Here is a 23,011-nt window from a genome sequence, read left to right as displayed (position 1 = left end):
AAGGGATGAGAATCAGAACCGATTTACCGATTGGATTGGAGGTAGGTTCGCCAACTTTTCATTGCCGTGATCTCTTTAGCCCCCACAAGGACATAACTTTCACACAAAAATCCCTTGACAACCTTTCCATCGCCCAAAGTTAAACTCCCCAATGCCAAAGGTGCGGGGACTCCGTTAAAAAATGACCCGAACTGCTGTGCAGGTATCTCCCAAATCTCAACATCGATCTCTCCTCCCCCCTCATTCACATGAACAAGACCGGGACGGGGCGGCGCAAAACTTTCCAGCGCATAAAATCGGTACGAAGGTGCTGTGGAAGATTTATGCACCATCACCGCTCCCCTGCTCGTCAATTCATGGTTCAGCGGAAGTCCGGACATGTGCGCACCGCAGACGGCTAACAAGACGGTTTCGTGGTGACCGGTTTCAACAAGCCCACTGGGATATCCCGACGCTGAGTGCAGCTTTGCACCGACACTCAAGAGGGAATGTTCACTCCATGCAGGGGCAGCCAGGGTTACGCCGAAGGGGAGCCCCTCGGGAGTAAATCCGGCGGGGACGGCGCACGCGCTGAGATCCAGCAAATTCATAAAATTGGTGTAGTATCCGAGATTGGTATTCAATGCAAGCGGATCGTTGCGAACCGCATCCCGGGTATAGATCGTTCCCGCCGTCGGAGTCACCATGAGATCGATCGTTTCGAGGATCTCATCACTCCGACGTTTCAGCTCCGAAAGACGATAAAACCCATCGAAAGCATCCATTGCTGTCGGTTTGGCACCGGAGAGGACAATCCCCCGCGTCACCTCCAGCATCGCATCGCTTTGCGTAGCGGCAAACTCTTTAATCCCGCAATAGCGTTCCGCAATCCACGGACCGTGGTACAGCAATCGTGCCGTTTCCATAAAAGGGGTAAAATCAATTTCGTGCCGCACCCCCCCTAAGGATTCAAGTTTCTCAACACTCTCCCAAAAAAGAGTCTCATACGCGCTGTTTCCAAAAAATTCCAACTGCTCCCTACGGGGGACTCCGAAGCGAAACGTCCCTCCAAAAGGATGGACACAACTGTGTGGACGAGAATACGAATCATCCGCATCAAAAACAGCACATATCTCATAAACACGCTGGGCATCTTCACAAGATCGTGCAAAAACAGCAACGCAATCGAGACTTTTACATGCGGGAACGACGCCCCGGATACTCAGCGATCCCCGCGTCGGTTTCAATCCCACAATGTTGCCGAACGCTGCGGGAACACGTCCCGATCCGGCCGTATCGGTACCCAACGAAAAAGGGACGATTCCGGCCGTAACGGCCAATGCCGAACCGGAACTCGACCCCCCCGAAATGTATTCCGGATCAAAGAGATTGATCCCCTCGCCATAGGGGCTTCGTGTCCCTACAAGCCCTGAAGCGAACTGATCCATGTTGCTCTTTCCGATCGGAATCGCACCGGCATTGATCAACTGTTCAACGACAAAAGCATGCTCGGTCGGGATGTAGGAAAATTCGGCACATCCGGCCGTTGTCGGCAACCCTGCCACATCGATATTGTCTTTTACCGCGAAAGGGACACCGTACAACGGCAAAGAAGCGGGATCGCATTTTTCCAATCTAAGAAAATAGGGCTCCAAAAACGCGTCATCGGCTTTTGCGATCCAGATATTGTTTTCATCAAACCGCTCTGACACAACCATACAATGATTGATGACGTCCCGGACCGAATGCCCCTCTAGCAAATAGCTCTCTGCATAATCTTTGATCGTTTTTAATGTTTTCATCCGATACCTCCGTGTGTAGCCCGTTCAGCCATGTGAAGCCCGATTACCCCAAAGCCGATGAGGGCGATACTGCCAAGCTTCAACAGATTCGAAGATTCACTGAAATAGACAATCCCTATGAATGTCACCATAACCGTTCCTGCCCCCGTCCAAATCGCATAAACGGTGCTCATCTCAATTTTTTTCATTATAAAGGGCATAAGGGTAAAAGCCATTGCATAAAAGACAAAAATCATAACCGTCGGGAAAACCTTTTGCATCCCATCGGAAAGTTTCATCGATGTCGTCCCGGCAACCTCCAGCAATATCGCCAGTCCCAATAAAACCCAACTGTTCATCATGCACCTTCCGTTTTGAGAATAACAAGGGTATGTCCGGTATGAACGGTATCTCCTTGTACACACAGCACCTCTACCACTTCACCTGCCGCAGGAGATTCGATGAAAACTTCCGATTTCATCGCTTCGATCACGACGAGGGTGTCCCCTTCGGCGACACGATCCCCCGCCTTGACTGAAACTTCCCAAACATTCCCGGAGAGAAAACTGGCAATCGCTTCGCATCCGGCCGGAATTTCGGCAAAATCGCTCTCCTCTTGTGTTTCAAGCGTTTCACTCACATACGCGGAGACTCCGGATGCCTCCCACCGCTCGCGTTCTTCTTTAAATGCTTCTTGCTGAACCTTTTTAAATGCCGATATCCCTTCACTATTTGTCTCAAGAAACCCAAGATATTCGGCCAACGAAAATTCTCCCTCTTCTATTCGCACCGAAAAAGTTCCGTTGATAAAATCTTTTCGCATCTGAAGCAATTCATCGTGAGATACAGGATAAAAACGGATCCGGTCGAAAAATTCCAAAAGCCACGGTTTACCCGCTTTAAAATCGTGCGTGGACTTATAGCGATTCCACATCTGTACCGTCCGACCGACGAACTGATACCCTCCGGGTCCTTCCATTCCGTAGACACACATGTAGGTTCCGCCGATCCCAACGGCATTTTCCGGTGTCCAGGTACGTGCCGGATTGTACTTCGTCGTGACAAGACGATGGCGCGGATCGACAGGAACCGCAACCGGAGCCCCTAAATAAACATCGCCCAGCCCCATGACAAGATATTCCGCCTCAAAAAGGATATTTTGTACCTCCTCAAGGTTCTCCAAGCCGTTCATACGTCGGATAAATTCGATGTTGCTCGGGCACCACGGCGCATCGTTGCGAACCGACTGCATGTATTTTTCAATCGCCAGTTTCGTTGCAGAATCATCCCAGGACAACGGAAGATAGACCGTTCGGCTAGGGACAATGATGTCACGTGTCGCAGGCATGTGAGAGAGTTCGCTCTTGATGGTCGCCAGCAGTTCGCTCAAAGGCAATGTTTGGCTCTCATAATGAATCTGCAACGATCGGATCCCCGGCGTCAGGTCAATCAGGCGCGAATCACCTGAGACTTTGAGACGGCGCATCAATTCATGCACCTGAAAACGTAACGTCAGATCAAGCTCCATAGGACCAAATTCGATCAACACATAATGATCCCCCGACAAACGTACCTTCACGGCATCATGGCGCTCATTGGCAGAAATCTCATCTACAACCGGATTCGTAACGGTTGAAGCCGGAAGTGTCGGCAAACTCCCTTCAAGTGATGCAATTTTCTCCTCAAGTTCCCGCTCCATTGCAACAGCATCGTCATACGTTACCGGAATAAATCGGACTCTGTCTTTTGGACCCAACTGCCCCATCTTCCACAATTCCGCACCGATAATCGTGACCGGACAGACAAATCCTCCCAGACTCGGCCCGTCGGGGCCTAAAATAACCGGCATGTCTCCCGTAAAATCGACCGTCCCGATCGCGTAAGCGTTGTCATGCAGATTGGAGGGGTGCAATCCTGCCTCTCCCCCGTCTTCTCGAGCCCAAAGTGGTTTAGGACCGATGAGCCGGATACCCGTACGGTTGGAGTTGTAGTGAACCTCCCAATCAGTGGCAAAAAAAGTATCGATGTATTCCTCTTTGAAAAAATCCGGAGCTCCATGCGGGCCATAAATTACACCAATCTCCCACTGTTTTGACATCTGCGGACGCAATGAGCCATTCAATACGGCCGCAGATTTTCCGGATGTCGCGGGAAGGGTCGTCAACTGATCGCCTATCTGAAGGATTCGTCCCCCGTGTCCGCCGAATTCTCCGAGGGTAAAGGTTGCCGTAGAACCCAGATATTCCGGTACCTTAAATCCGCCATCAATCAGCAAATAGGTACGTGCCCCTGAGCCTTCGATAATCCCCATTTTGAGAACATCCCCGGACACCACCTCTATCGTCTCCCAGAAAGAAAGATCGATGCCGTTAAGCTGGGCTTTCATCTGCGCCCCGGTCAATACGATCCGAGTCGGAAAATGAAATTTCAGTGTCGAGCCCGTAACCGTCATTTCCAATCCCGGAGCTTTTGCATCATTGCCTAAAAGACGGTTACCCAATCGAAACGAGAGTGAATCCATAGGACCGGAAGGGGGAACACCGATATCCCAGTAGCCGATTCGTCCGGGTGCTGATTGTATCGTGGTATGAGTTCCCGGTTTGATTACTTCGACAATTGAGGGTGCATAGGCTAAAGTCCCCAAATATTTGGTGGTCTGCTCACCTTTTGCAAAAACTTCTTCTCCTAAGACATACTGCAAATACCCGAGATTCGTCACGATCCCATACAGCGTTGTTTCTTTGAGTGCACTCAACATTGCCTTGATAGCATCATCGCGCGTTGATGCATGGACAATGATCTTGGCAATCATCGGATCGTAATAAGGAGAGATCACACTCCCACGTTCAATCCATGTCTCGCACCGTACCTCATCAGGCCAAATCACCTCACTCAATATTCCCGAACTGGGTTGGAAATTTTTCAGCGGATCTTCGGCGTAAACACGTACTTGAATCGCGTGGCCGTTGGCCGAATACGAACGGCTCAGGGTATCACCTAGGTCGCCGGAGGCTTCGAGAATCATCCACTCAACCAAATCTACTCCGTAGATCTCTTCCGTTACGCCATGCTCGACTTGCAACCGTGTATTCACTTCCAGAAAATAGAATTTCCCTTCCTGCGTATCGTAGACAAACTCTACCGTTCCTGCCGATTTATACGAGGCAGCGCGAGCCAAATTGGTCGCGGCACTGCGCAGCTGTTCCCGGATCTCTTCTGATAACCCCGGTGCCGGTGTCTCTTCGATCACCTTTTGATTACGACGCTGAAGCGAACAGTCCCGCTCGCCCAATGCGATCACCTCCCCTTGTCCATCACCGAAGATCTGTACTTCGATATGACGGGCGGAGGCGACAAATTTTTCGAGGTAAATGCCGCCTTGGCTAAAATTGCTCTTACTGAGACGTCCAACCGATTCATACCCGTTTTGCAGCTCTTCGGCACTGGTGCACAACTGCATTCCGATTCCGCCACCGCCTGCGGTACTTTTGAGCATCACCGGATACCCAATCTCTGCAGCAGCACTCAGTGCTTCTTCAACACTTTCGAGAAGTTCTGTTCCCGGTAATAATGGAACTCCATGTGCTTTTGCCATAGAGCGTGCGGTATGTTTGAGACCAAATTCTTCCATGTGCTGCGGCATCGGACCGATAAAAACGATCCCCTCTTCGGCACATCGGCGGGCGAATGCTGCATTTTCGCTCAAAAATCCGTATCCGGGATGAATCGCCTGCGCTCCCGTCTCTTTTGCCGCCTGAATGATTTTTTCAGCATCCAAATAGCTCTCTTTGGCGGGCGGCTCGCCCAGACATACCGATTGATCGGCCATCATCACGTGAAGCGATCCCGCATCGGCATGCGAATAGACCGCAACCGATCCGATCTTCATTTTTTTGAGGGTACGGATAATACGGCACGCAATCTCCCCACGGTTAGCAATCAGTACTTTGGCAAACATTTTATTTCCTCACATCAAAATTGATAAATTATTAACTGACCTTACCCTGAAAAATCTTTTTCCCGTCATCCTCGGGCTTGACCCGGGGATCCATCCCCATAAAGCAAAGCTGGATTCCCGCCTTCGCGGGAATGACAAAAGTAAAATACGACTTTCAAGAATTTAAATCAATACAGTACGTAACATCAGTTATTAAACAGGTTTATAGATACTCAGTCGGACAGGACTAGGGTTAAACGCATTGCACGGATTATTGAGCTGAGGGCAGTTGGATATCAAGACCAGCGTATCCATCACGGCAAACAGCTCGATTGTACTTCCTGGAGCCGATATTCCATCAACGATTGCCAGCTTTCCGTCCGCTTCAACCGGCACATTCATGAAAAAATTGATATTGCTGACCAAATCACGTTTGTCCATTCCCATTTGCCCCAGTGCCAACAGGTAATTATCCCGGCACGAATGCATATCGAGTTTGTCCAATGCATAGCGAACGGTATTACTCTCAGCACTGCACGCACCGCCAAGGGTGTCATGACGCCCGCACGTGTCACTGATCACTTTCATCATCGTATTTCCCAAATTTGAAACCAGCTCGGTTCCCGTCTCGACAAAAATATTTTTTTGGCGAACGATCGTTTGAGGGGCACTGTAGCGCTCCGTGACATCATTGGCATTGTAAAAGAGGGTATCCACCGCCTGGCACCCTTCCAAATCGACGATTCGCAATACCTCTCCGGCTTTCACCACTTTGTACCATGGCTCTCCGGCGGGGATCGTTTCATCGTAAATCGGGTCATTCAACGTTAGATTAACCGTAATCATTTCAGACATTTCCCCCTCCTTGCGCAAACTGCTTCATATAATTTCGGGTATTTACAAACGCCCGCTCGCTACGCTCCGAATCGATCACACACGGATCATCGGACGTAACCTCATCTCCTTGATAGACGATCAAGGCAACAGGTTTTACATCATACGTGGTATCCGTGCTTAAAACGTGCACCGTATTGGAGAGAATCACCAACACATCCATCTCTGCACGCAGCTCGATAAAGCTTCCTGCAGGTACGCTCTCCTCACGAAAGATCAGTTCTCCGCTCTCACCGATTTTTGCATCGGCAAAAAGGTTTAAACACGGCATGATATCGCGGCGTCCCATCCCGTATTTTCCCAGTTCCACAAGAAAATTATCAAAATCGTTTTTGTAATAGCAGTTGCGTTTGGTCTGATAGTTTCCAAGCCCGCAGTGCGCTTCGATATCCGAAGCCATCGTATAGCCGCACACCGTATCGTGCGTTTCGCAGCTGTCCGCCACAATCGACATCAAAATCCGTCCCATATCCGAATAGAGCGCATTGCCTCGTTTGAGATAGGCGTTGTATTGGATTTTGACCGTATCGGCAGCGTTGTACCGCTCAGTCCGTTCATGGACATTATAGAAAAGAGCCGAAAGACCGCTTGTCCCTTCCGTATTCACAATCCGAAGAACTTGCCCTTTACGGACGATTTTGCTCCAGCGTCCCCCGCCGGGAAGAACCTCATCAAAGAGGACCGTCTCAGGCAATAGTGGTTTCATTAATGTTGACATGCTCTTCTCCTTTATTTTTTCGTTTATTTTTATCGAGTTTTATATCATTGACCAACGTAGCCCCGTAGGCATTCGGCGCTTGAGGATCATGGCGTACCTTATCAAAAACGAGTAATCGCGTCCCCAATTCAAACGCCTCTTTTACGTCGTGCGTCACCATAAAGGCGGTCAGTCCGTACCTCTGCCACAATCCACGGACCAGTTCCTGCATATCCGCGCGGCTGCCGGGATCAAGTGCCCCGAACGGTTCATCCAGCAAAAGGATTTTTGGCTTTTTCACCAACGCCTGCGCGATGGAAAGACGCTGCTGCATCCCTCCTGAAAGTTCGGAAGGGTATTTTAGTGCCGATTGCTCAAGCCCTACCGATTCCAGCATTTCCATTGCCTCTTCCTTGATCTTCCGTCGTGCGGAACCAAGCACTTTGCCCAAAAAGGGGGAGCGTTCCATCTCCAGCCCCAGCATCACGTTTTCCAACGCTTTAAGATGCGGGAAAAGGGTATATTTTTGAAATACAACCCCCCGGTCGCTCCCCGGCTCGGAGGCGAGGGGTTCCCCTTCGAGAAGAATGGTCCCCTTTGAGGGGGTATCCTGCCCCAAAAGCATCCGTAAAAAGGTACTCTTACCGCATCCGGAAGGTCCGATAAGGGTACAAAATTCCCCTTTTTCGATGGTGAAATTGAGTTTTTCCAAAATAACATTGTCGCCGTATGTTTTCCACACATTGCGTATTTGCAGATAACTCATTTTTTCTCCTTTCGGTACCATGGAAACGCTTTACGGATAATCACGGCCAACATCCAGTCCATCAAAAATGCCAACAGCGTAATCCATGCGACATAGGGCAAGATTACATCCATTTCCATGTAACGGCGCATTAAAAAAATACGGTATCCCAAACCTTCCGACGATGCAATCGCCTCTGCCGTGATCAAGAAAAGCCATGCAGCTCCCAAAGAGAGACGCAACGCATCCAAAAGCCGCGGCATTACATGTGGCAACACTACCCGCAGAATAATCTGCCATGTCGATGCCCCAAGCGTTTGTACCTTAATCAGCAGCTCTTCGGAAAGCTCCATCGAGCGCTGCTGGGTATCACGAACCAAAAACGGAGCAACCCCGATCGCGATCAGAGCCACTTTTGCCGATTCTTCCATCCCCAATATCACCAATAATATGGGCAAGATCGCAATCGGAGGGATCAGGGAAACTGCCGCCGAAAACGGTGACAATAGGGTTCGAAACAGCGGTAACGTCCCTTGAATAATCCCCAAAACCAACCCGATTACAGCAGCAATACCAAGCCCCTGCACAATCCGAGACAAACTGGCAACCGTATCGGTATACAAAATCGCCTCACCCGTTAACTCATCCGGCTCCATTACCATTATCTTTACCGCATCCCCGATCGCCTCAAATGTCGGAAGAAGCTTATCTTCCGGATTTAGTGCGTGGCGTGCATCCGCGGCAATCCAGTAGACCAATCCAAGGATCACAAACGGCAGGATTTTTAAAAGCGGGGAAAACCGTCCAGCATCCAGATTGATCAGACGCATGGATTACAATTTCCCTTCTGCTGCTTGTTTCATGTACTCTGAGTTAAATCGGAGTTTGATATTCTTAGGATTTCCAACCATTTTATTAGCCGGAAACGTCATCCCGATAAAATTCGCATTTTTTGCTTTGTTCCCTAACAATCCATGAGCATATGAAAACTTGCTCACTTCTCCCATCGTCGTGATAAGTTTTGGATCTTCGGTAAACTTTTGGGCTTCAGCCGCGGTATAGAACATTTTGGTTGTAGAGAGCTGTGACTGATACTCTTTGAGCGATGTACCGGACGCTTTCGCCATCAACGTACGTGCTTCAACCCCTTTAGGATCATTTTTTGACATAATTCCCATAATTTCGAACCATGCCCCGGTCAGTGCTTTCCCGAGTTTCGGATTCTCTTTGAGCGTTTGGGTATTGACCACCATCATGTCGATAATCTCACCGGGAATTTTGCTCGAATCAAACAACAGTGACGCTTTAGGAACTTTTTTCACTTCACCGAGCTGAGGGTTCCAGGTCACCACATTTTTGACCGAAGAGGAATTAAACGCAGAAACCATATCCGCATCCGAGGTATTGACGGTTTTCACATCTTTGGCACTCATCCCTGCAGAAGCGAGGCCCCGTTCCAACAGATAGTGAGAAACGGAGTACTCAACAAGATTGACTTTCTGACCTTTCAACTCTTTGAGGCTTTTAGCTCCCTTGGCAACAATACCGTCATTTCCGTTGGAATAGTCTCCGATAATCAATGCCGTTGAATCGATTCCGCCGGCAGCAGGAATTGTCAGGGCATCCATATTGGTCATAACGCATCCGTCAAACGATCCCGCCGTGTATTGGTTGATCGATTCAACATAGTCATTGAGCTGAACAACATCGATTTTAATGCCGTATTTGTCACCCCATTTTTTAACGATCCCTTTACGAGCACCGTAATCCCACGGCATCCATCCGGCATAGATAGTCCATGCCACTTTAAAATGGGTTTTCGGAGCGGCAAACATAGTCGTTGACGCAACAGCCAATGCCAAAACAGCGAGCGAAAAACGCTTGGACAATGTCGGTGATGTGAGCTTGGAGCCTGCAGCAGATGTGCACTGAGTGGTTAAATGTGTCATGAAAATCCTCCTGAGCGGTTTGTCGAGAAAAAGCGGGGAGAAACTATCTCTCTCCCGGGCTTTTGTCCCTCCGTGTAGCCGCTTGCGAGGCCGGATACTCTCGGACCAGCGCATTTCTGCCGGAACCCTAGTATCCTGTTTGAACAATGGTAGAAAGAAATCTTCTCTCCGCTTTTTCTACATGGGAAAATTATAGAGGATTTTTGGAGAGGGAGAGTGCATACTGCTGATTAAATTTTAATCAGTTTCCAAAAGAGTTTTTATAATTGTTTTTTTGTGCTGCTAAGAAAAAAAGATATGCGAAGAAGTGGAGGTTCACCCCAAAAAGGGGTGAGAAGAAAAACTCTTAGAAATTAAGAGTAAGGTATGCTTGTACAGAGTTGTACTGGCTACCGTTATTTTGATCATCCGCATCGGTTGATACGTATGCCAAAGTTGTATCCAAAGGTCCGAATGATTTAGAAGCAGTAACGGTTAGTTCTGTCATTTCATGCGTACTTGTAGCAATATCATTGCTAACATCTGTGTAATATGCACCAACTTTTGCGAATCCTGCATTGTATTCAGCTGTTACGTTAAAAGATTCAGCACCTGCAGTACCTACGTATCCGTAGTTCCACCATGCTTCTGTGTACAATTTAGATTGGCTAGTTGTATTTGTTGTTGCAATATTGGCAACATTCAAAGCGCCATCTTTATCTGTATCTGAATAAGCCGCTGAAAGAGTTAGATTCTCTACACCTGCATAAGCAACTTTGAGCGCATACGCAGAAGAATCAGCACTACTGTTTTTCAAATCGATATCCGCATATTGTGCACCGATTTTTACACCTTTAACCAATTGGCAATCCCAATCCGCTTGCAACCAATATGCATTAGCAACATGCTGAACATCGTAGTACCATGCTTGGGCAGTAAGAGGTTTAAAAGAGTTATTTACGACAGCTGCAGCATAAGCACCTTGATAAAAACTGCTAAAAGCTAAACTTGGAGCCATAACAACATACTCATCACCAGTTGTCGCTGAACCGTTGCTTTTTCCAACCCATGCACCCACCAAAGTCGTATCCGGAAGATCTTGGTTAATCAATACCGCTGCATCAAATGTATTAGGAATGATTGACCATTTTTCAGAGAACGCTAATGGAGTATCAAGTTCCATACGACCAACTTTTACAGTGGTTTTGCCCATTGTACCTGCTAACCATGCTTCACCGATTTTAGACTGATCTGCTCCTGTTCCTTCCCAAACATGGCTAACAAGATTGTTTTCCAAGCCAAGTGTACTGATTGCATATCCAGTTACACCGAATGATACACCTTTGAGCAAATCACCGGTTACACCAAGACGAAGAGCTGTATCAGCATAGCTATTGTCTTTGTCAAAAAGACTTAATGTACCTGTGTCATTTGTGTTGTAGAAAAGTTTAGCGTCACCACTTACTTTTACATTATCGATTGCGAATGCGCTTGCTCCGAGCAATACTGCTGCTGCAAGACTCATTTTAACTAACTTCATTGATTCTCCTTAAGTTAAGCTTGACCTTATGTGTTTGTTTCGTCAAGGTTAATTGTAACTATGCTATTCTTAAACAATGCTGTGAAAAAAATATTTCGTTTACCTGCCGTTTACCCATGCAAAACGCCTATTTTATGGAGAATGACATTTTTGTATGATTTTTAAAATGAATAATCATCATAAATCTGAGCCCCTTTATGGTATAGTATAACTTAGTATCAAATTATCAAATAATTCAAAGGAAACTAAAAATGAAAGCAACTCTTATGATAACTGCCGCTGTAAGCGCATTGCTGTTAGTTGGTTGTGCCAACCATGAGGGGGTCGCACCGTCTCAAAACAGCTCGCTTAATGCTGTCTCTCCAAGTACTACCGCAACAAGTGAGGGGGGGTCAATGCAGCGCTCTTTGGATGCATGGCTCAAAGAAGAGTGGACACCGCTCACTACCCCTGCGAACGGCGCAAATGCGACTTCCGCAACGGCTGTATCAAACGTTTCTGAGCCATCAGGCACAGTCACTGCACAACCAGAGGACAACACCCCTTTGACCCTCCAAAAATACGCGGATAAATGGAAAACTTATCATGAAAACAAAGAAAAAATGAAGGAAGGGAAACCGAAAGAGGCTTCTCATATCGAGATGATGCAATCGCTTCCGGTAGTTGGCAAGTAACGTTTCGTAACATTTTTCTCGTCATTCCCGCGAAGGCGGGAATCCAGCTAATAAGGTATTTATGAAACAACCAGCTGTTTACTTACTCGCTTCTCAACCTAATGGAACACTCTATATAGGTGTTACTTCCAATCTTTCTAAACGAATTTCTGAGCACAAACAGCATTTAGCTTATGGTTTTACAGATAAGTATGATGTCAATGTGCTGGTATGGTATGAATTACACGATTCTATGGAATCAGCTATCAGTAGAGAAAAAGCAATTAAAAAATGGAACCGCAATTAGAAACTTAGGATGATTGAGGAGTTTAATCCTGAATGGAAAGATTTATACGAAGATATCCTTTTTTAGAGCTGGATTCCCGCCTGCGCGGGAATGACGAGGAGATTACTCTCTCTCATCCCAAACAAAAACACTTTTACCTTCGTCATTTTTCTCTACCGCAGCCATACCCATGATGTTATAGCCCGCATCGACATAATGAACTTCACCGCTGACACCGCTGGAGAGATCACTGAGGAGATACATTGCTGAGTTTCCGACCTCTTCGATGGTGACATTTTTACGAAGCGGTGCGTTTGATTCATTCCAATTGAGGATTTGTTTGAAATCACCGATACCGCTGGCGGCGAGGGTACGGATAGGTCCTGCACTGATTGCATTGACACGTTGCCCTTTGAGTGCACCCAGTTCTACCGCCATATAGCGTACCGCCGATTCAAGCGCTGCCTTTGCAACCCCCATAACATTATAGTTAGGGATATATTTCGGTCCGCCGAGATAGCTGAGAGTAATGATCGATGCACCCGGAGCTAATACCGATTCTAAACGATTCGTCAAATCGATCAATGAATACACTGAGACATCCATTGCAATTTGAAAAGCACTTTTAGAGGTTTTCATAAACCCTTCGGTAAGAGCCTCTTTGGGAGCGAATGCAACTGAGTGAACCAAAAAGTCGATTTGTCCGAAATCGGCCGCCACTTTTGCCGCAATTGCTTCCATATCGGACTCATCCGATACATCAAGTTTATAGACAGGAGAGTTGTTAAAGCCTGCCGCAATCGGCTCAACCCGTTTTTGTAACGCTTCGTTGAGATAGGTAAACGCCATTTGCGCCCCTTGAGCGTGAAGTGCCTGCGCGATTCCGTATGCAATCGATTTATCGTTGGCTAAACCTACAATGAGACCTTTTTTACCTTGCATTAACATCAATTATTCTCCTCTTTCTGTATTTAATTCTGCCGCCTGTGCAATCATCTCGCAAAAATCGTTTGCGCTGAGCGCTGCTGATCCGACGAGAACTCCGTCCACATTTTCGAGTCTCATGATCTCACCGACATTTTCCACTTTCACACTTCCGCCATAGAGCAATGGGGCATCCGTTTTGGCTTTTAATGCTCCATGCACCCGTTCGATATCGCGGTTCGATGGAGTGAGTCCCGTTCCGATTGCCCATACCGGCTCATAGGCTAAAATCAGATCCGGGTACGACAGGTCGATCCCTTCGAACTGATGTTCGATGTAGGCCATCAAGGCGTCATTCCCCTCTTCGCGAATTTCCAGAGGCTCGCCGACACAATAAACAATAGCAAACCCCTCCTCGGCAAAGAAGCGAAATTTTGCAGCGATCTGTTCTTGCGTCTCACCGATAACATGCCGACGTTCGGAGTGTCCGATAAGAATTGTTTTTATGCCAAATTCTTCGAGTTGTTCGAGTGCAATCTCACCTGTATAAGCCCCGTTACGGACCGGATAGCCGTTTTGCACTCCGATTAAAACATTACGCGGCTCATGTTCAAGCGCCGTGAAAGGGGGAAATACGATAATCGTATCAGTGATATCATTTGCACTCACAAACGACTCAACCACTGCCATATAGGCGCGTGTATCTTGACGTGTTTTATTCGCTTTGAAGTTGGCACATAAAATCATGACAATTCCTTTCTTTCAGTATTGTCATTCCCGCGAAGGCGGGAATCCAGCTGGACCCCCGCCTTCGCGGGGGTGACGAGTATTATTATTTCAACAACGGTTTAACGCCCGGAAGAATCTTACCTTCCAACAACTCCAATGACGCTCCGCCGCCCGTAGAGATAAAAGTGATCTCCTCGTCCAAACCCACGCGCTGGACCAAATCGGCCGTGTCACCGCCCCCTACGACTGTGGTTGCATACGAATCCGCCACAAAATGAGCGATTTTGTTCGATCCGCGTGCAAAGCGGTCCATCTCATAAACCCCCATCGGCCCGTTCCACAAAATCGTTTGAACATCGGCGAGGACTTGACGATAGAGTCTAACCGTAGCAGGCCCGATATCCAGACCCATCCACCCATGCGGGATCTCTTGAACACTGCAAAGCCGGCTCATAGCATCGGGAGCAAATTTCTCGGCGGCGACTACATCGACCGGAAGATAAAATTTCACACCGAGACGTTTCGCTTCGTCCATAATATTGATCGCCTCATCCAGCAAATCATCTTCAACCAATGAATTTCCGACATCATGTCCGAGTGCTTTGAGAAAGGTAAACGCCATACCGCCGCCAATCAGAACTTTATCCACTTTCGGCAATAGATTAATGAGCGCTTCGAGTTTACCGGAAACTTTAGACCCGCCGACAATCGCCGCGAAGGGTCTCACCGGACGGTCCAAAAGGGTACCGAAAAACTGTATCTCTTTTTGGAGTAAAAAACCGGCCGCTTTGTGTGTGTCATCAAAATACTGGGTTATCCCCTCTACCGAGGCATGGGCACGGTGACTTACCCCAAATGCATCATTAACATACACCTCGGCCATTGATGCCAGTGCAGCACTCAGTTCAGGGTCGTTTTTAGTCTCCCCTTTTTCAAAACGCAAATTTTCCAGCAACAAGACTTCTCCCCCTTTAAGTTCAGAGGCAAGCTTTTGTGCACTTTCCCCGACAACATCCTCCGCCATCTGAACCTCAATTTTCAGAAGTTGATGCAGTCTTCGGGCAATCGGAGCAAGGGTGTATTTATCATCCGGTTCACCTTTAGGACGACCAAAATGGGAGGCTAAAATAATCGCACACCCCTGATCCAGACAATAGCTGATCGTTGAAAGTGCCGAACGGATACGGCGATCGTCGGTGATATTGCCATATTCATCCATCGGAACATTAAAATCACATCGGATAAATACTTTCTTTCCCTTGATATCGCACTCTTTGATGTTAAATAACTCCATAATTTCCTCTTACTGTAAGATTAAAATTTATTTTTTACTGATAAACAACGCCATTTCGATAAGACGGTTGGAATAGCCCCATTCGTTATCGTACCATGCCATTACTTTAATCAAATTCCCGTCGATCACTTGTATCAAATCATCCGCCACTGTGGCACTAAAACAAGAACCGACAAAATCCTGCGAAACACGATAACGCTCATCCACTTCCAAAATCCCCTGCATCTGATTCTTGGCATACGCTTTAAAAAGAGCGCTGATCTCCTCTTTGCTCGTACGACGTTCTACCACAACATTCAAATCCACCATCGACACATCAGGGGTAGGAACACGGACACTTTGCCCATGCAGTTTCCCTTCCAAAGAGGGGAGTACCAAACTGATCGCTTTGGCCGCACCGGTAGTGGTAGGAATCATATTGAGCGCCGCCGCACGCGAACGCCGCATATCACTCCCATGAGCCGAATCGATAATTGCTTGGCCGTTGGTATAAGCATGAATCGTTGTCATAAGCCCTTTTTCGATTCCGAATGCCTCATCAATAATTTTGGCAATCGGCCCCAAACAATTCGTCGTGCACGAAGCGTTCGAGATAATACTCTCTCCCGCATACAAATGCTCGTTAACCCCCAATACAAAGGTAGGGATTGCACTGTCTTGTGTCGGAGCCGACAAAATGACTTTTTTGACCCCTTTTTCCAAATGGTGCTTTGTAAGCGCTCCGGTCAAAAACAGACCGCTGCACTCAAAAACAACCTCCGCCCCCAATGCTCCCAAATCGAGGTTTTCAGGATTTTTTTCGCACAGTATACGAACCCTGTTTTTCCCGATTTGCAGGTATCCTTCCTCCGCTTTTGCTGCCTCAACACCAAAAGAGCCATGCACTGAATCATTTTGCAATAGATAGAGAATCATATCGATGGAAGCCATGTCATTGATCGCAACAAGTTCCACATCACACCGCGCAGCAATGAGACGGGTCACACAGCGACCGATACGGCCAAATCCGTTAATAGCAATCTTCAGCCCCATCACCTTATCCTAAACACAAAATAGGGGTTATTTTACCAAAAATCAGTTATAATTTCGATTAAAAGAAGTTAAGGCTTATGAAGCTTGCACTCTATGGCGGAAGTTTCGACCCGCCTCATGCCGGACATGTTGCTATCGTGAGAAGAGCGCTGGAGATTTTACCGATCGACAAGCTCATTATTGTTCCCGCGTGGCGCAATCCGTTCAAACCTTCTGTCATCGCCAGCGGAGCGGTACGCTATGAGTGGTTAAAAGAAATTTTTAAACACGATGAAAAAGTCTTCGTCAGCGATTTTGAGATTTCTCAAGAGCGGAGTGTTTATACCATCGAAACGCTCAAACACTACGCAAAGATGTGCGATCAGTTTTATCTCATCATCGGAGCCGACAATCTCGAAAAGCTTTCGAGTTGGCACCGGTATGATGAACTGAATACAAGGGTGAAGTGGGTCGTAGCTTCACGAAGCGATATCCCTATTCCCGAAAACATGATTCGGCTCAACATCGACGTCCCGATCAGCTCAACCGATTTTCGTTCCTGCATTTGCCCTTTGGGATTGGAGCCGGAGATCGAAAAAAAGATTATTACATATTACAAGGAACACCAGTGAACCCACGAATTGAAAAGATCAGTGCTATTCTCGATCAAAATAAAGCCGAAGCGATTGAAGTATTCGACCTCCAAGGTAGCGATTATTTCGCCGATTACGTTGTCCTCGCATCATCATTGGGTGAGCGCCACACGCTTGCTCTGCTTGACCACCTTAAAAAAGGGCTCAAACCGGAGGAACAATTTTTATATGTTGACGAGAGCGGCGACTGGGTGGCTATCGATTTGGGAGACATCCTCATCCACATCCTCACGCCGCAATACCGGGTCAAATACGACTTGGAAAGCTTTTTGGCTGAAATTACCGCACGCAAAAACAAGCAGTAATAATAAAGTCTTTTGCCTCAAAAAACATGCTAACTGACCTTACACAGTCAATTTATTCCTGTCATCCTCGGGCTTGACCCGGGGATCCATCCCATAAGATAAAGCTGGATTCCCGCCTTCGCAGGAATGACAAAAGAAAAATAGGCGTAAAAGTGGGAGGGAGTAGATTCTTAAGCAATTTGTGTGTTTGATTTTGGGTAGCTTAAAGTTTGATTACGGTGTTTGTAAGTGGTGCGCCCGAAGGAATTCGAATCCCTGACCGCCGGTACCGCAAACCGGTGCTCTATCCAGCTGAGCTACGGACGCATCTTTTTAAAGAGAACGAAATTATAGCGCAATAAGCTTAAATAACAATTAACCTGAGTTTTAGCGAAGCTGGTTGATTTTCAGAACAAATTCTACTTCCGCTTTTGATAATCGCAACTCTTTGGCGATTGCATCCACTTCGATTCCCTGATTGTAGCGGCTGATCACTTTTTCGTCATCCAACCCGCTGATCGATGTCGGCAAAGAAAGATTGCGGATTCGCTCTTCCAGATAACGCAAACGGTTTTCCGTCTTTTCTTTGTACGCGCTGAGGCTCCCTTCGATTTGTCCCAATGACTCCAAGATCGGAACCGATATCTCATTGACCTCACGCCCAAGCTCAGCGTGAAGCGAGTGCTGAGACACCGGAACACTCTCTTGGAGCGAGGTGATAATCTCCAACTCCTGCTTCAACCGTTTATCCATCATAAAAAGCTCTCGATGCAAATCTTCAACCGCTTTGGCAATCGAGCGAATTTGGGATGAAACCTCACTCTCTTTTGTGACCACATAATAAATGATCCCCACGACCAAAACGGCAAGGGCGACCAGTGCTATCTCGATTGTATGATTCATTCAAGCCCTTTCATCTGGCGGATCATTGCCCGCTCACAAGCCATCATATAATATTCCCACGCTTCCCTATCCCGTAGATGAATATTTTTTATTTTGGCCAAGGATGGTTCTACCGCTTCAAAAAAGAACGCTATCTCCCGTTTTGGGAATGTCCCTATCTCAAGTCGGCCGTAATAATCTTTCCCGGCTTCCAAACACTCTGCACTTAACTTAAAATGTTCCAGCCCGATATGTTTGATAAGTGCTTCGGAGGAGAGTTGAAGATATTTTGATGCGCCGTTACTCAGCAGTTGTTCGATTTTTTCCATCTTTCGATACAGCTCTGCCATGACATTGAGCATTAAAACAGTACTTTCATCTGTTTCACCACGCATTTTGGCATGTTTAATCAACTGTCCGACAGAATTCTCTTCGTTTTCGCTGATTTGATCAAATTCGCGTTCAAATTTATCGATGTTATCGCCTACTTCCTCATAGACGATATCCATACTTGTTGGGACTAGTCTCACGTCGCTCATGCTATTACCTTGTCTAAAATAATGAATCCGATAAACACAAAGCCCAAATAGCCGTTTACCGTAAAAAATGCCCGATCAATCTGTGTAAAATCACGACGAACCAGTGCGTGTTCATACGCAAGCATCACTGCTGAAAAGACAATCGCGGCACTGCCGAATATTCCGAGTTCCGCCGCACTCACAAACAACCCCCAAAAAAGGACCGTTAGGATATGAAATCCTGCCGAAATTTTGAGTGTCGCGCTGCTGCCAAATCGTGATGGGATCGAATGCAATCCGTTCGTTTTGTCAAACTCCATATCCTGCAACGAATAGAGCAGATCGAATCCCGCAACCCAAAATACCACTCCGATACTCAGCCACATTGACCACAACGGAACACTCCCCATTACCGCAATCGCTCCGGCCATCGGTGCCAGCCCGAGCGAAATGCCCAATACAAGATGAGCCATCGAACTAAAACGCTTAAAATAGGAATAACTGAGTAAAACGATCAAAACGGGGAGACTGAGATAAAAAGCGAGGTCATTAATAAAATAAGCCACCGCCATAAATACAAGTGCATTGACAACGGTAAAAATGGCGATGGAAGGTCCGTCCAATCGCCCGTCGACACTTGGACGCCCGGCCGTACGGGGATTACGAACATCAAAAGTACGATCGACATAGCGGTTAAATCCCATCGCCGCATTACGTGCGCTGATCGCCGCCAGTGCCCCCAAAATAAGTAGCTTTATTCCAAACCACCCATTTGCAGCGACAATCATTGCGATAAAGATAAAAGGGAGTGAAAAGACGCTGTGCTGAAACATCACCAGCTCATTAAAATTTTGCAGTTTTTTCGCCAATCGTTTCACACATTCCCTTTGAAATCCTCGTCATCCTCGGGCTTGACCCGGGGATCCATCTTGAAGATTAGCTGGATTCCCGCTTACGCGGGAATGACGTTTTTATTTATTTTATCCTAAAAACACTTCAGGGTATAATACTGTTAATGAAACAGTTGGCAATAATCGGCTCCACCGCATCCGGAAAAAGTGATTTGGCATTGGATCTCGCGCAACGCCATAATGCGCTGATCCTCTCAATCGACTCGCTCAGTATTTATAAAGAGATCGATATTGCCTCTGCAAAACCCTCTAAATCAGAGTTATCCACCATCGAGCATTTCGGAATCAATCACCTCACCCCTGATGAAAATGCCAGCGTAATTACCTTTATCAGTGAATACTCCCGGATTCGTGAAAAAGCATTAGCTGAAGAGAAAAATATCATCATCGTCGGTGGAAGCAGTTTTTATCTCAAAAGTATGATTGAAGGGCTTTCCGAAATCCCCGATTTCTCCCCTGAAACCCTGCAAAAGACCAAGCTTATGGTGACTGATTTGTCGGAATGCTACAAATTACTGAGCGAAATCGACCCTTTGTCGATGCAAAAAATTACCCAGAACGATGCTTACCGGATCGAAAAAATGCTCCTCATCTATTTACAAACACAGACGCCTCCCTCCGAATGGTTTCGTGCCCATCCTCCCAAACCTATTATTCGTGACTGCTCCGTATTAAATCTCCAAATAAACCGTGAGCTTTTGCGAGAACGGATTGCCCTACGGACACACAAAATGGTTGCGGAGGGATTGATCGATGAAGTTGCCGAGCTGGAACGGGTCTACGGAAGAGCCCCCAACAGCATGAAAGCCATCGGAATAATCGAAACTTTGGAATATTTGGATGGTAAGATCATGAAAGAGGAGCTGATACGTCTCATTGCAACGCATACCGCACAGTTAGCAAAGCGGCAACAGACGTTTAATGCCCATCAGTTTACGTTGACCGCAAGCGGAAGCAGTGAAGTACTCTCTGCCTGTGCAGAAGCAATTTTCTTAAAGTAATCCTAGCGCGTCTTTCGCTAGTTTTCCCCATGCAGAGTTTTTGTCTGCCTTGATACTGGCGTTGAATGCATCACGGGATTCACGTTTATGCCCTAATTTTTGCTCAATCGCACCCATCAGATAGTGCTGGCGCGAACGTTTTTCATTCGTCATTTTTCGGGCATTCAGCGTTTTTAAGATTTTCAACGCGTCGGCATCTTTCCCCAAATTCTGGTACGACTGTGCCAATGTAAATTCGATGTAAGGACTTTGGGTATACGTTTTCGTCCGCTCTTGCAATGCAACAACTTTACGGGCATAAGCCTGTGTCATTGCTTCATCTTTACGTTTGAGTCCCAGACTTACCATTTGGGTATAGCGTTCAATGTCCTTGAAACTATTCGGATAGGCATTTTCGATTGATTTAATATGTCGAATCATCCCTTCCGCATCATCCACGCGCTGTGCCGCATCATACATTGTCCGATAAATATCATTGAGCGGAGGATTTTTTTCTATCTCCAATAGGGTAATAAGTTCTTTCCCACCCTTCATCGCAGCTTTGTATTCACCCAGCCCAAACTGAGTTTTCACCATACGCGAAAGCCATATCTGACGTTCCGGAATCGATTTGGATTTGAGATGTCTTTGGGCAATTTTTTTAGCTGCTGTGTATTGCGTTGTTTTCAATGCGCAGTTAAAAAGAGATTCATCCCATTCGGGAAGAAGCTTGATTTTATACATTTTTTGCAGGCTAAGTGCTTCACTGCATTTTCCCTCTTTCAGCAATGATTTTTCCAAACCAATGGCACTTTTGGAAATAAGGGCATTCGTATCAGGGTATTCCGTAGAATCCAAACGATAAAGGGGACTCTCCATATCCAATATCTCTTGATATTTTTTCTCTTTCAACAGAAGCTGCGCTTTTTTATAGAGTGCTTTTCTTCCGACACTGTCGTCGCCGTAGCGCTCGATGAGATCATTGTACTTCTTGATCTGTGCCGTCGTATTTTCGTCCCCCTCTTCAAAAAAGAGGCCGTCTTTGGCCCGCCGCACCTCTTCGACATATTCGCCGTATTTGTACGTATCAAGGTACTCATTAAACCGTTTAAGAGCTTCGTTCCGCTTGGAGGCTTTAGCTAACTGCAGCCCAAGATTTTTAAGCAGTTTCGGATGATCCGACGAAGTTTTATCGGTATTTTTCAACAGAGTTTCCGTCATCCGTATCGCGGTTTTTGGATCATTTCGATTGAAAAAGGTCTCTGCCATAATCATGGCATCTTCACGCACTTCTATCAAATAATCAGGATTTCCGGATACGATTTTATCGATGTAGTGCGCTGCTTTTTTCGTATCTCCTTTGTTTAGCTCTATTTGCGTGAGACGAAATGCCGCTTTAGAAGCGATCGCTTTATCACGGCTGGTATTAAGTGCTCGTTGATAAAACTGTACCGCTTTTGTAGAACTGCCCGAATTTTCAAGCTGTTCTGCTTTATATATCATCCCCAAAGATGCAAACGAGCTCTCTGATTGCTCATCAAAAAGGCGGTCGAAAAAGTAGTCTGCATCGGTATTCTGACCGATTTTTCCATAAGCATTGGCCATATAGGCAAGTACCTCGGCAACATTAGGATCCGAAGAATAATCCTTCAAAAACTTTTTGCCGGTTTCGATAAGCTTTTCAGGCTCATCTTCGTGATGCAATGCACGAATCTGATAGAGCATCAGTTCATTTTTAAAGACGCTCTTGGGATAATTTTTGAGGGCATATTCAGACAGTTCACGGACTTTGTTGTAATCTTTAGCTTCATACGCTTTTTTCATATTCATGTATTCCGTTACATCTTGAACACGTTTAATTTTGATAGGATTTCCCTTAAGATCAAGTCCCCCTACAAAAGGATGGATATTTTTGTTTACTTTGACCGGGAAATTAATCGCAGAAGAGGAGGGGGGGGTGAGATTTAACAGCGGAAGCGTTTTAAGGTATCCGACGACACTCCAGTGTGTTGCCTTTTTCACAGTAGATTGATAGGTTTGCGACTCTTTCGAGAGATCAAAAACAACCGGTATCAATTTCATTTTTGATTTGGGAAGGACCGTGATCGTGTACCCTTCCGATGAGGAAGCAGCACTCACCCGTAAAAGGGGATTATCGATTGGAGAAAAATTCTGTTTTGGAGGGGTAGGAAAGCGGCAGTCAATCCGTTTTGTCTCACCAAATTCATCCTGTGTGGCTTGACAGGTAAAGGGTACGGTGTGGCGGAGATGGAGAATACTAAACTTCTCCCCCTCCTCTTTGCCGCTTTGGACGGAAAGCTCCAATGCGCACAGGGGTAACCAGAGGCAGCAAAGAGCTATCCAGTATCTCAATCCTTCCCCCTT

Annotated in this window: 22 protein-coding genes, 1 tRNA gene and 1 riboswitch; of the genes, 5 read left to right on the top strand and 18 right to left on the bottom strand. The window is 46.6% G+C overall.

The genetic code is table 11. The features are described 5' to 3' along the window. Nucleotides 1-23: 23 nt before the first annotated feature. From atzF to WB308_RS05290, 9 genes are all read right to left on the bottom strand, one after another. Entirely contained in the window at nt 24-1,781 is a 1,758-nt protein-coding gene (gene atzF / locus WB308_RS05330; protein WP_424189724.1) for an allophanate hydrolase, read from the bottom strand. Then, entirely contained in the window at nt 1,778-2,122 is a 345-nt protein-coding gene (locus tag WB308_RS05325) for a DMT family transporter (RefSeq protein ID WP_424189722.1), read from the bottom strand. Before WB308_RS05325 ends, atzF begins: the two co-directional genes overlap by 4 nt. Then, complete coding sequence (gene uca / locus WB308_RS05320) at nt 2,119-5,718, bottom strand: urea carboxylase (RefSeq protein ID WP_424189720.1); 3,600 nt, start codon at nt 5,716-5,718, stop codon at nt 2,119-2,121. Before uca ends, WB308_RS05325 begins: the two co-directional genes overlap by 4 nt. Nucleotides 5,719-5,910: 192 nt before the next feature. Continuing rightward, nucleotides 5,911-6,552 (bottom strand): urea amidolyase associated protein UAAP2, encoded by a 642-nt coding sequence (locus WB308_RS05315; protein WP_424189718.1) that lies wholly within the window; start codon nt 6,550-6,552, stop codon nt 5,911-5,913. Continuing rightward, complete coding sequence (locus WB308_RS05310) at nt 6,545-7,309, bottom strand: urea amidolyase associated protein UAAP1 (RefSeq protein ID WP_424189716.1); 765 nt, start codon at nt 7,307-7,309, stop codon at nt 6,545-6,547. Before WB308_RS05310 ends, WB308_RS05315 begins: the two co-directional genes overlap by 8 nt. Then, on the bottom strand, nt 7,278-8,054 hold the full coding sequence (locus WB308_RS05305; RefSeq protein ID WP_424189714.1) for an ABC transporter ATP-binding protein: 777 nt from the start codon (nt 8,052-8,054) through the stop codon (nt 7,278-7,280). The genes WB308_RS05310 and WB308_RS05305 overlap by 32 nt, the downstream gene beginning before the upstream one ends. Continuing rightward, the gene (locus WB308_RS05300; RefSeq protein WP_424189712.1) at nt 8,051-8,863 is read right to left on the bottom strand and encodes an ABC transporter permease; all 813 of its coding nucleotides are present in this window, start codon (nt 8,861-8,863) and stop codon (nt 8,051-8,053) included. Before WB308_RS05300 ends, WB308_RS05305 begins: the two co-directional genes overlap by 4 nt. Before the next feature lie 3 nt (nt 8,864-8,866). Then, nucleotides 8,867-9,982, bottom strand: a complete 1,116-nt coding sequence (locus tag WB308_RS05295; protein WP_424189710.1) for a putative urea ABC transporter substrate-binding protein — start codon at nt 9,980-9,982, stop codon at nt 8,867-8,869. Between the two features lie 49 nt (nt 9,983-10,031). Continuing rightward, nucleotides 10,032-10,124, bottom strand: a riboswitch (guanidine-I (ykkC/yxkD leader). A gap of 204 nt (nt 10,125-10,328) precedes the next feature. Beyond that, entirely contained in the window at nt 10,329-11,501 is a 1,173-nt protein-coding gene (locus tag WB308_RS05290; protein ID WP_424189708.1) for a porin, read from the bottom strand. Between the two features lie 251 nt (nt 11,502-11,752). Between WB308_RS05290 and WB308_RS05285 the strand changes: the two genes are divergently transcribed. Beyond that, on the top strand, nt 11,753-12,175 hold the full coding sequence (locus tag WB308_RS05285) for a hypothetical protein (protein ID WP_424189706.1): 423 nt from the start codon (nt 11,753-11,755) through the stop codon (nt 12,173-12,175). A gap of 61 nt (nt 12,176-12,236) precedes the next feature. Further along, on the top strand, nt 12,237-12,461 hold the full coding sequence (locus WB308_RS05280; RefSeq protein ID WP_424189704.1) for a GIY-YIG nuclease family protein: 225 nt from the start codon (nt 12,237-12,239) through the stop codon (nt 12,459-12,461). Between the two features lie 102 nt (nt 12,462-12,563). On the opposite strand, the gene fabI is transcribed toward WB308_RS05280, so the two are convergent. The 4 genes from fabI to gap form a co-directional block, all read right to left on the bottom strand. After that, nucleotides 12,564-13,388 carry an enoyl-ACP reductase FabI gene (fabI, locus tag WB308_RS05275; RefSeq protein WP_424189857.1) on the bottom strand — a complete coding sequence of 275 codons (825 nt, stop codon included), beginning with the start codon at nt 13,386-13,388 and terminating at the stop codon, nt 12,564-12,566. A gap of 3 nt (nt 13,389-13,391) precedes the next feature. Further along, entirely contained in the window at nt 13,392-14,111 is a 720-nt protein-coding gene (locus tag WB308_RS05270) for a triose-phosphate isomerase (protein ID WP_424189702.1), read from the bottom strand. A gap of 85 nt (nt 14,112-14,196) precedes the next feature. Further along, complete coding sequence (locus WB308_RS05265; RefSeq protein WP_424189700.1) at nt 14,197-15,387, bottom strand: phosphoglycerate kinase; 1,191 nt, start codon at nt 15,385-15,387, stop codon at nt 14,197-14,199. A gap of 27 nt (nt 15,388-15,414) precedes the next feature. Then, entirely contained in the window at nt 15,415-16,419 is a 1,005-nt protein-coding gene (gene gap, locus WB308_RS05260) for a type I glyceraldehyde-3-phosphate dehydrogenase (protein ID WP_424189698.1), read from the bottom strand. A 77-nt stretch (nt 16,420-16,496) separates the two neighbouring features. On the opposite strand from gap, the gene nadD reads away from it, so the two are divergent. Further along, nucleotides 16,497-17,030, top strand: coding sequence for a nicotinate (nicotinamide) nucleotide adenylyltransferase (gene nadD / locus WB308_RS05255; RefSeq protein WP_424189696.1), 534 nt, complete (start codon nt 16,497-16,499; stop codon nt 17,028-17,030). Continuing rightward, nucleotides 17,027-17,356 (top strand): ribosome silencing factor, encoded by a 330-nt coding sequence (gene rsfS / locus WB308_RS05250; protein WP_424189694.1) that lies wholly within the window; start codon nt 17,027-17,029, stop codon nt 17,354-17,356. The genes nadD and rsfS overlap by 4 nt, the downstream gene beginning before the upstream one ends. Nucleotides 17,357-17,585: 229 nt before the next feature. On the opposite strand, the gene WB308_RS05245 is transcribed toward rsfS, so the two are convergent. The 4 genes from WB308_RS05245 to mqnP all read right to left on the bottom strand — a co-directional run bounded on the left by WB308_RS05245 (nt 17,586) and on the right by mqnP (nt 19,613). After that, a tRNA-Arg gene (locus WB308_RS05245) sits at nt 17,586-17,662 on the bottom strand. A 60-nt stretch (nt 17,663-17,722) separates the two neighbouring features. Next, the gene (locus tag WB308_RS05240; protein WP_424189692.1) at nt 17,723-18,238 is read right to left on the bottom strand and encodes a hypothetical protein; all 516 of its coding nucleotides are present in this window, start codon (nt 18,236-18,238) and stop codon (nt 17,723-17,725) included. Beyond that, on the bottom strand, nt 18,235-18,747 hold the full coding sequence (locus WB308_RS05235) for a hypothetical protein (protein ID WP_424189690.1): 513 nt from the start codon (nt 18,745-18,747) through the stop codon (nt 18,235-18,237). Before WB308_RS05235 ends, WB308_RS05240 begins: the two co-directional genes overlap by 4 nt. A 5-nt stretch (nt 18,748-18,752) precedes the next feature. Continuing rightward, the gene (gene mqnP / locus WB308_RS05230; RefSeq protein ID WP_424189688.1) at nt 18,753-19,613 is read right to left on the bottom strand and encodes a menaquinone biosynthesis prenyltransferase MqnP; all 861 of its coding nucleotides are present in this window, start codon (nt 19,611-19,613) and stop codon (nt 18,753-18,755) included. Nucleotides 19,614-19,750: 137 nt separating this feature from the next. Here mqnP and miaA point away from each other — a divergent pair, with 137 nt between their 5' ends. Beyond that, nucleotides 19,751-20,647 (top strand): tRNA (adenosine(37)-N6)-dimethylallyltransferase MiaA, encoded by an 897-nt coding sequence (gene miaA / locus WB308_RS05225; RefSeq protein ID WP_424189686.1) that lies wholly within the window; start codon nt 19,751-19,753, stop codon nt 20,645-20,647. Here the strand turns inward: miaA and WB308_RS05220 are convergent. After that, on the bottom strand, nt 20,639-22,999 hold the full coding sequence (locus WB308_RS05220) for a DUF7494 domain-containing protein (RefSeq protein ID WP_424189684.1): 2,361 nt from the start codon (nt 22,997-22,999) through the stop codon (nt 20,639-20,641). The genes miaA and WB308_RS05220 overlap by 9 nt on opposite strands. Between the last annotated feature and the right edge of the window lie 12 nt (nt 23,000-23,011).

Origin of the sequence: Sulfuricurvum sp. (assembly GCF_049587615.1) — a bacterium.
GTDB lineage: Bacteria > Campylobacterota > Campylobacteria > Campylobacterales > Sulfurimonadaceae > Sulfuricurvum.
The sequence above is the reverse complement of the archived record's forward strand: the minus strand, read 5'-3'. Positions and strand labels throughout refer to the sequence as shown.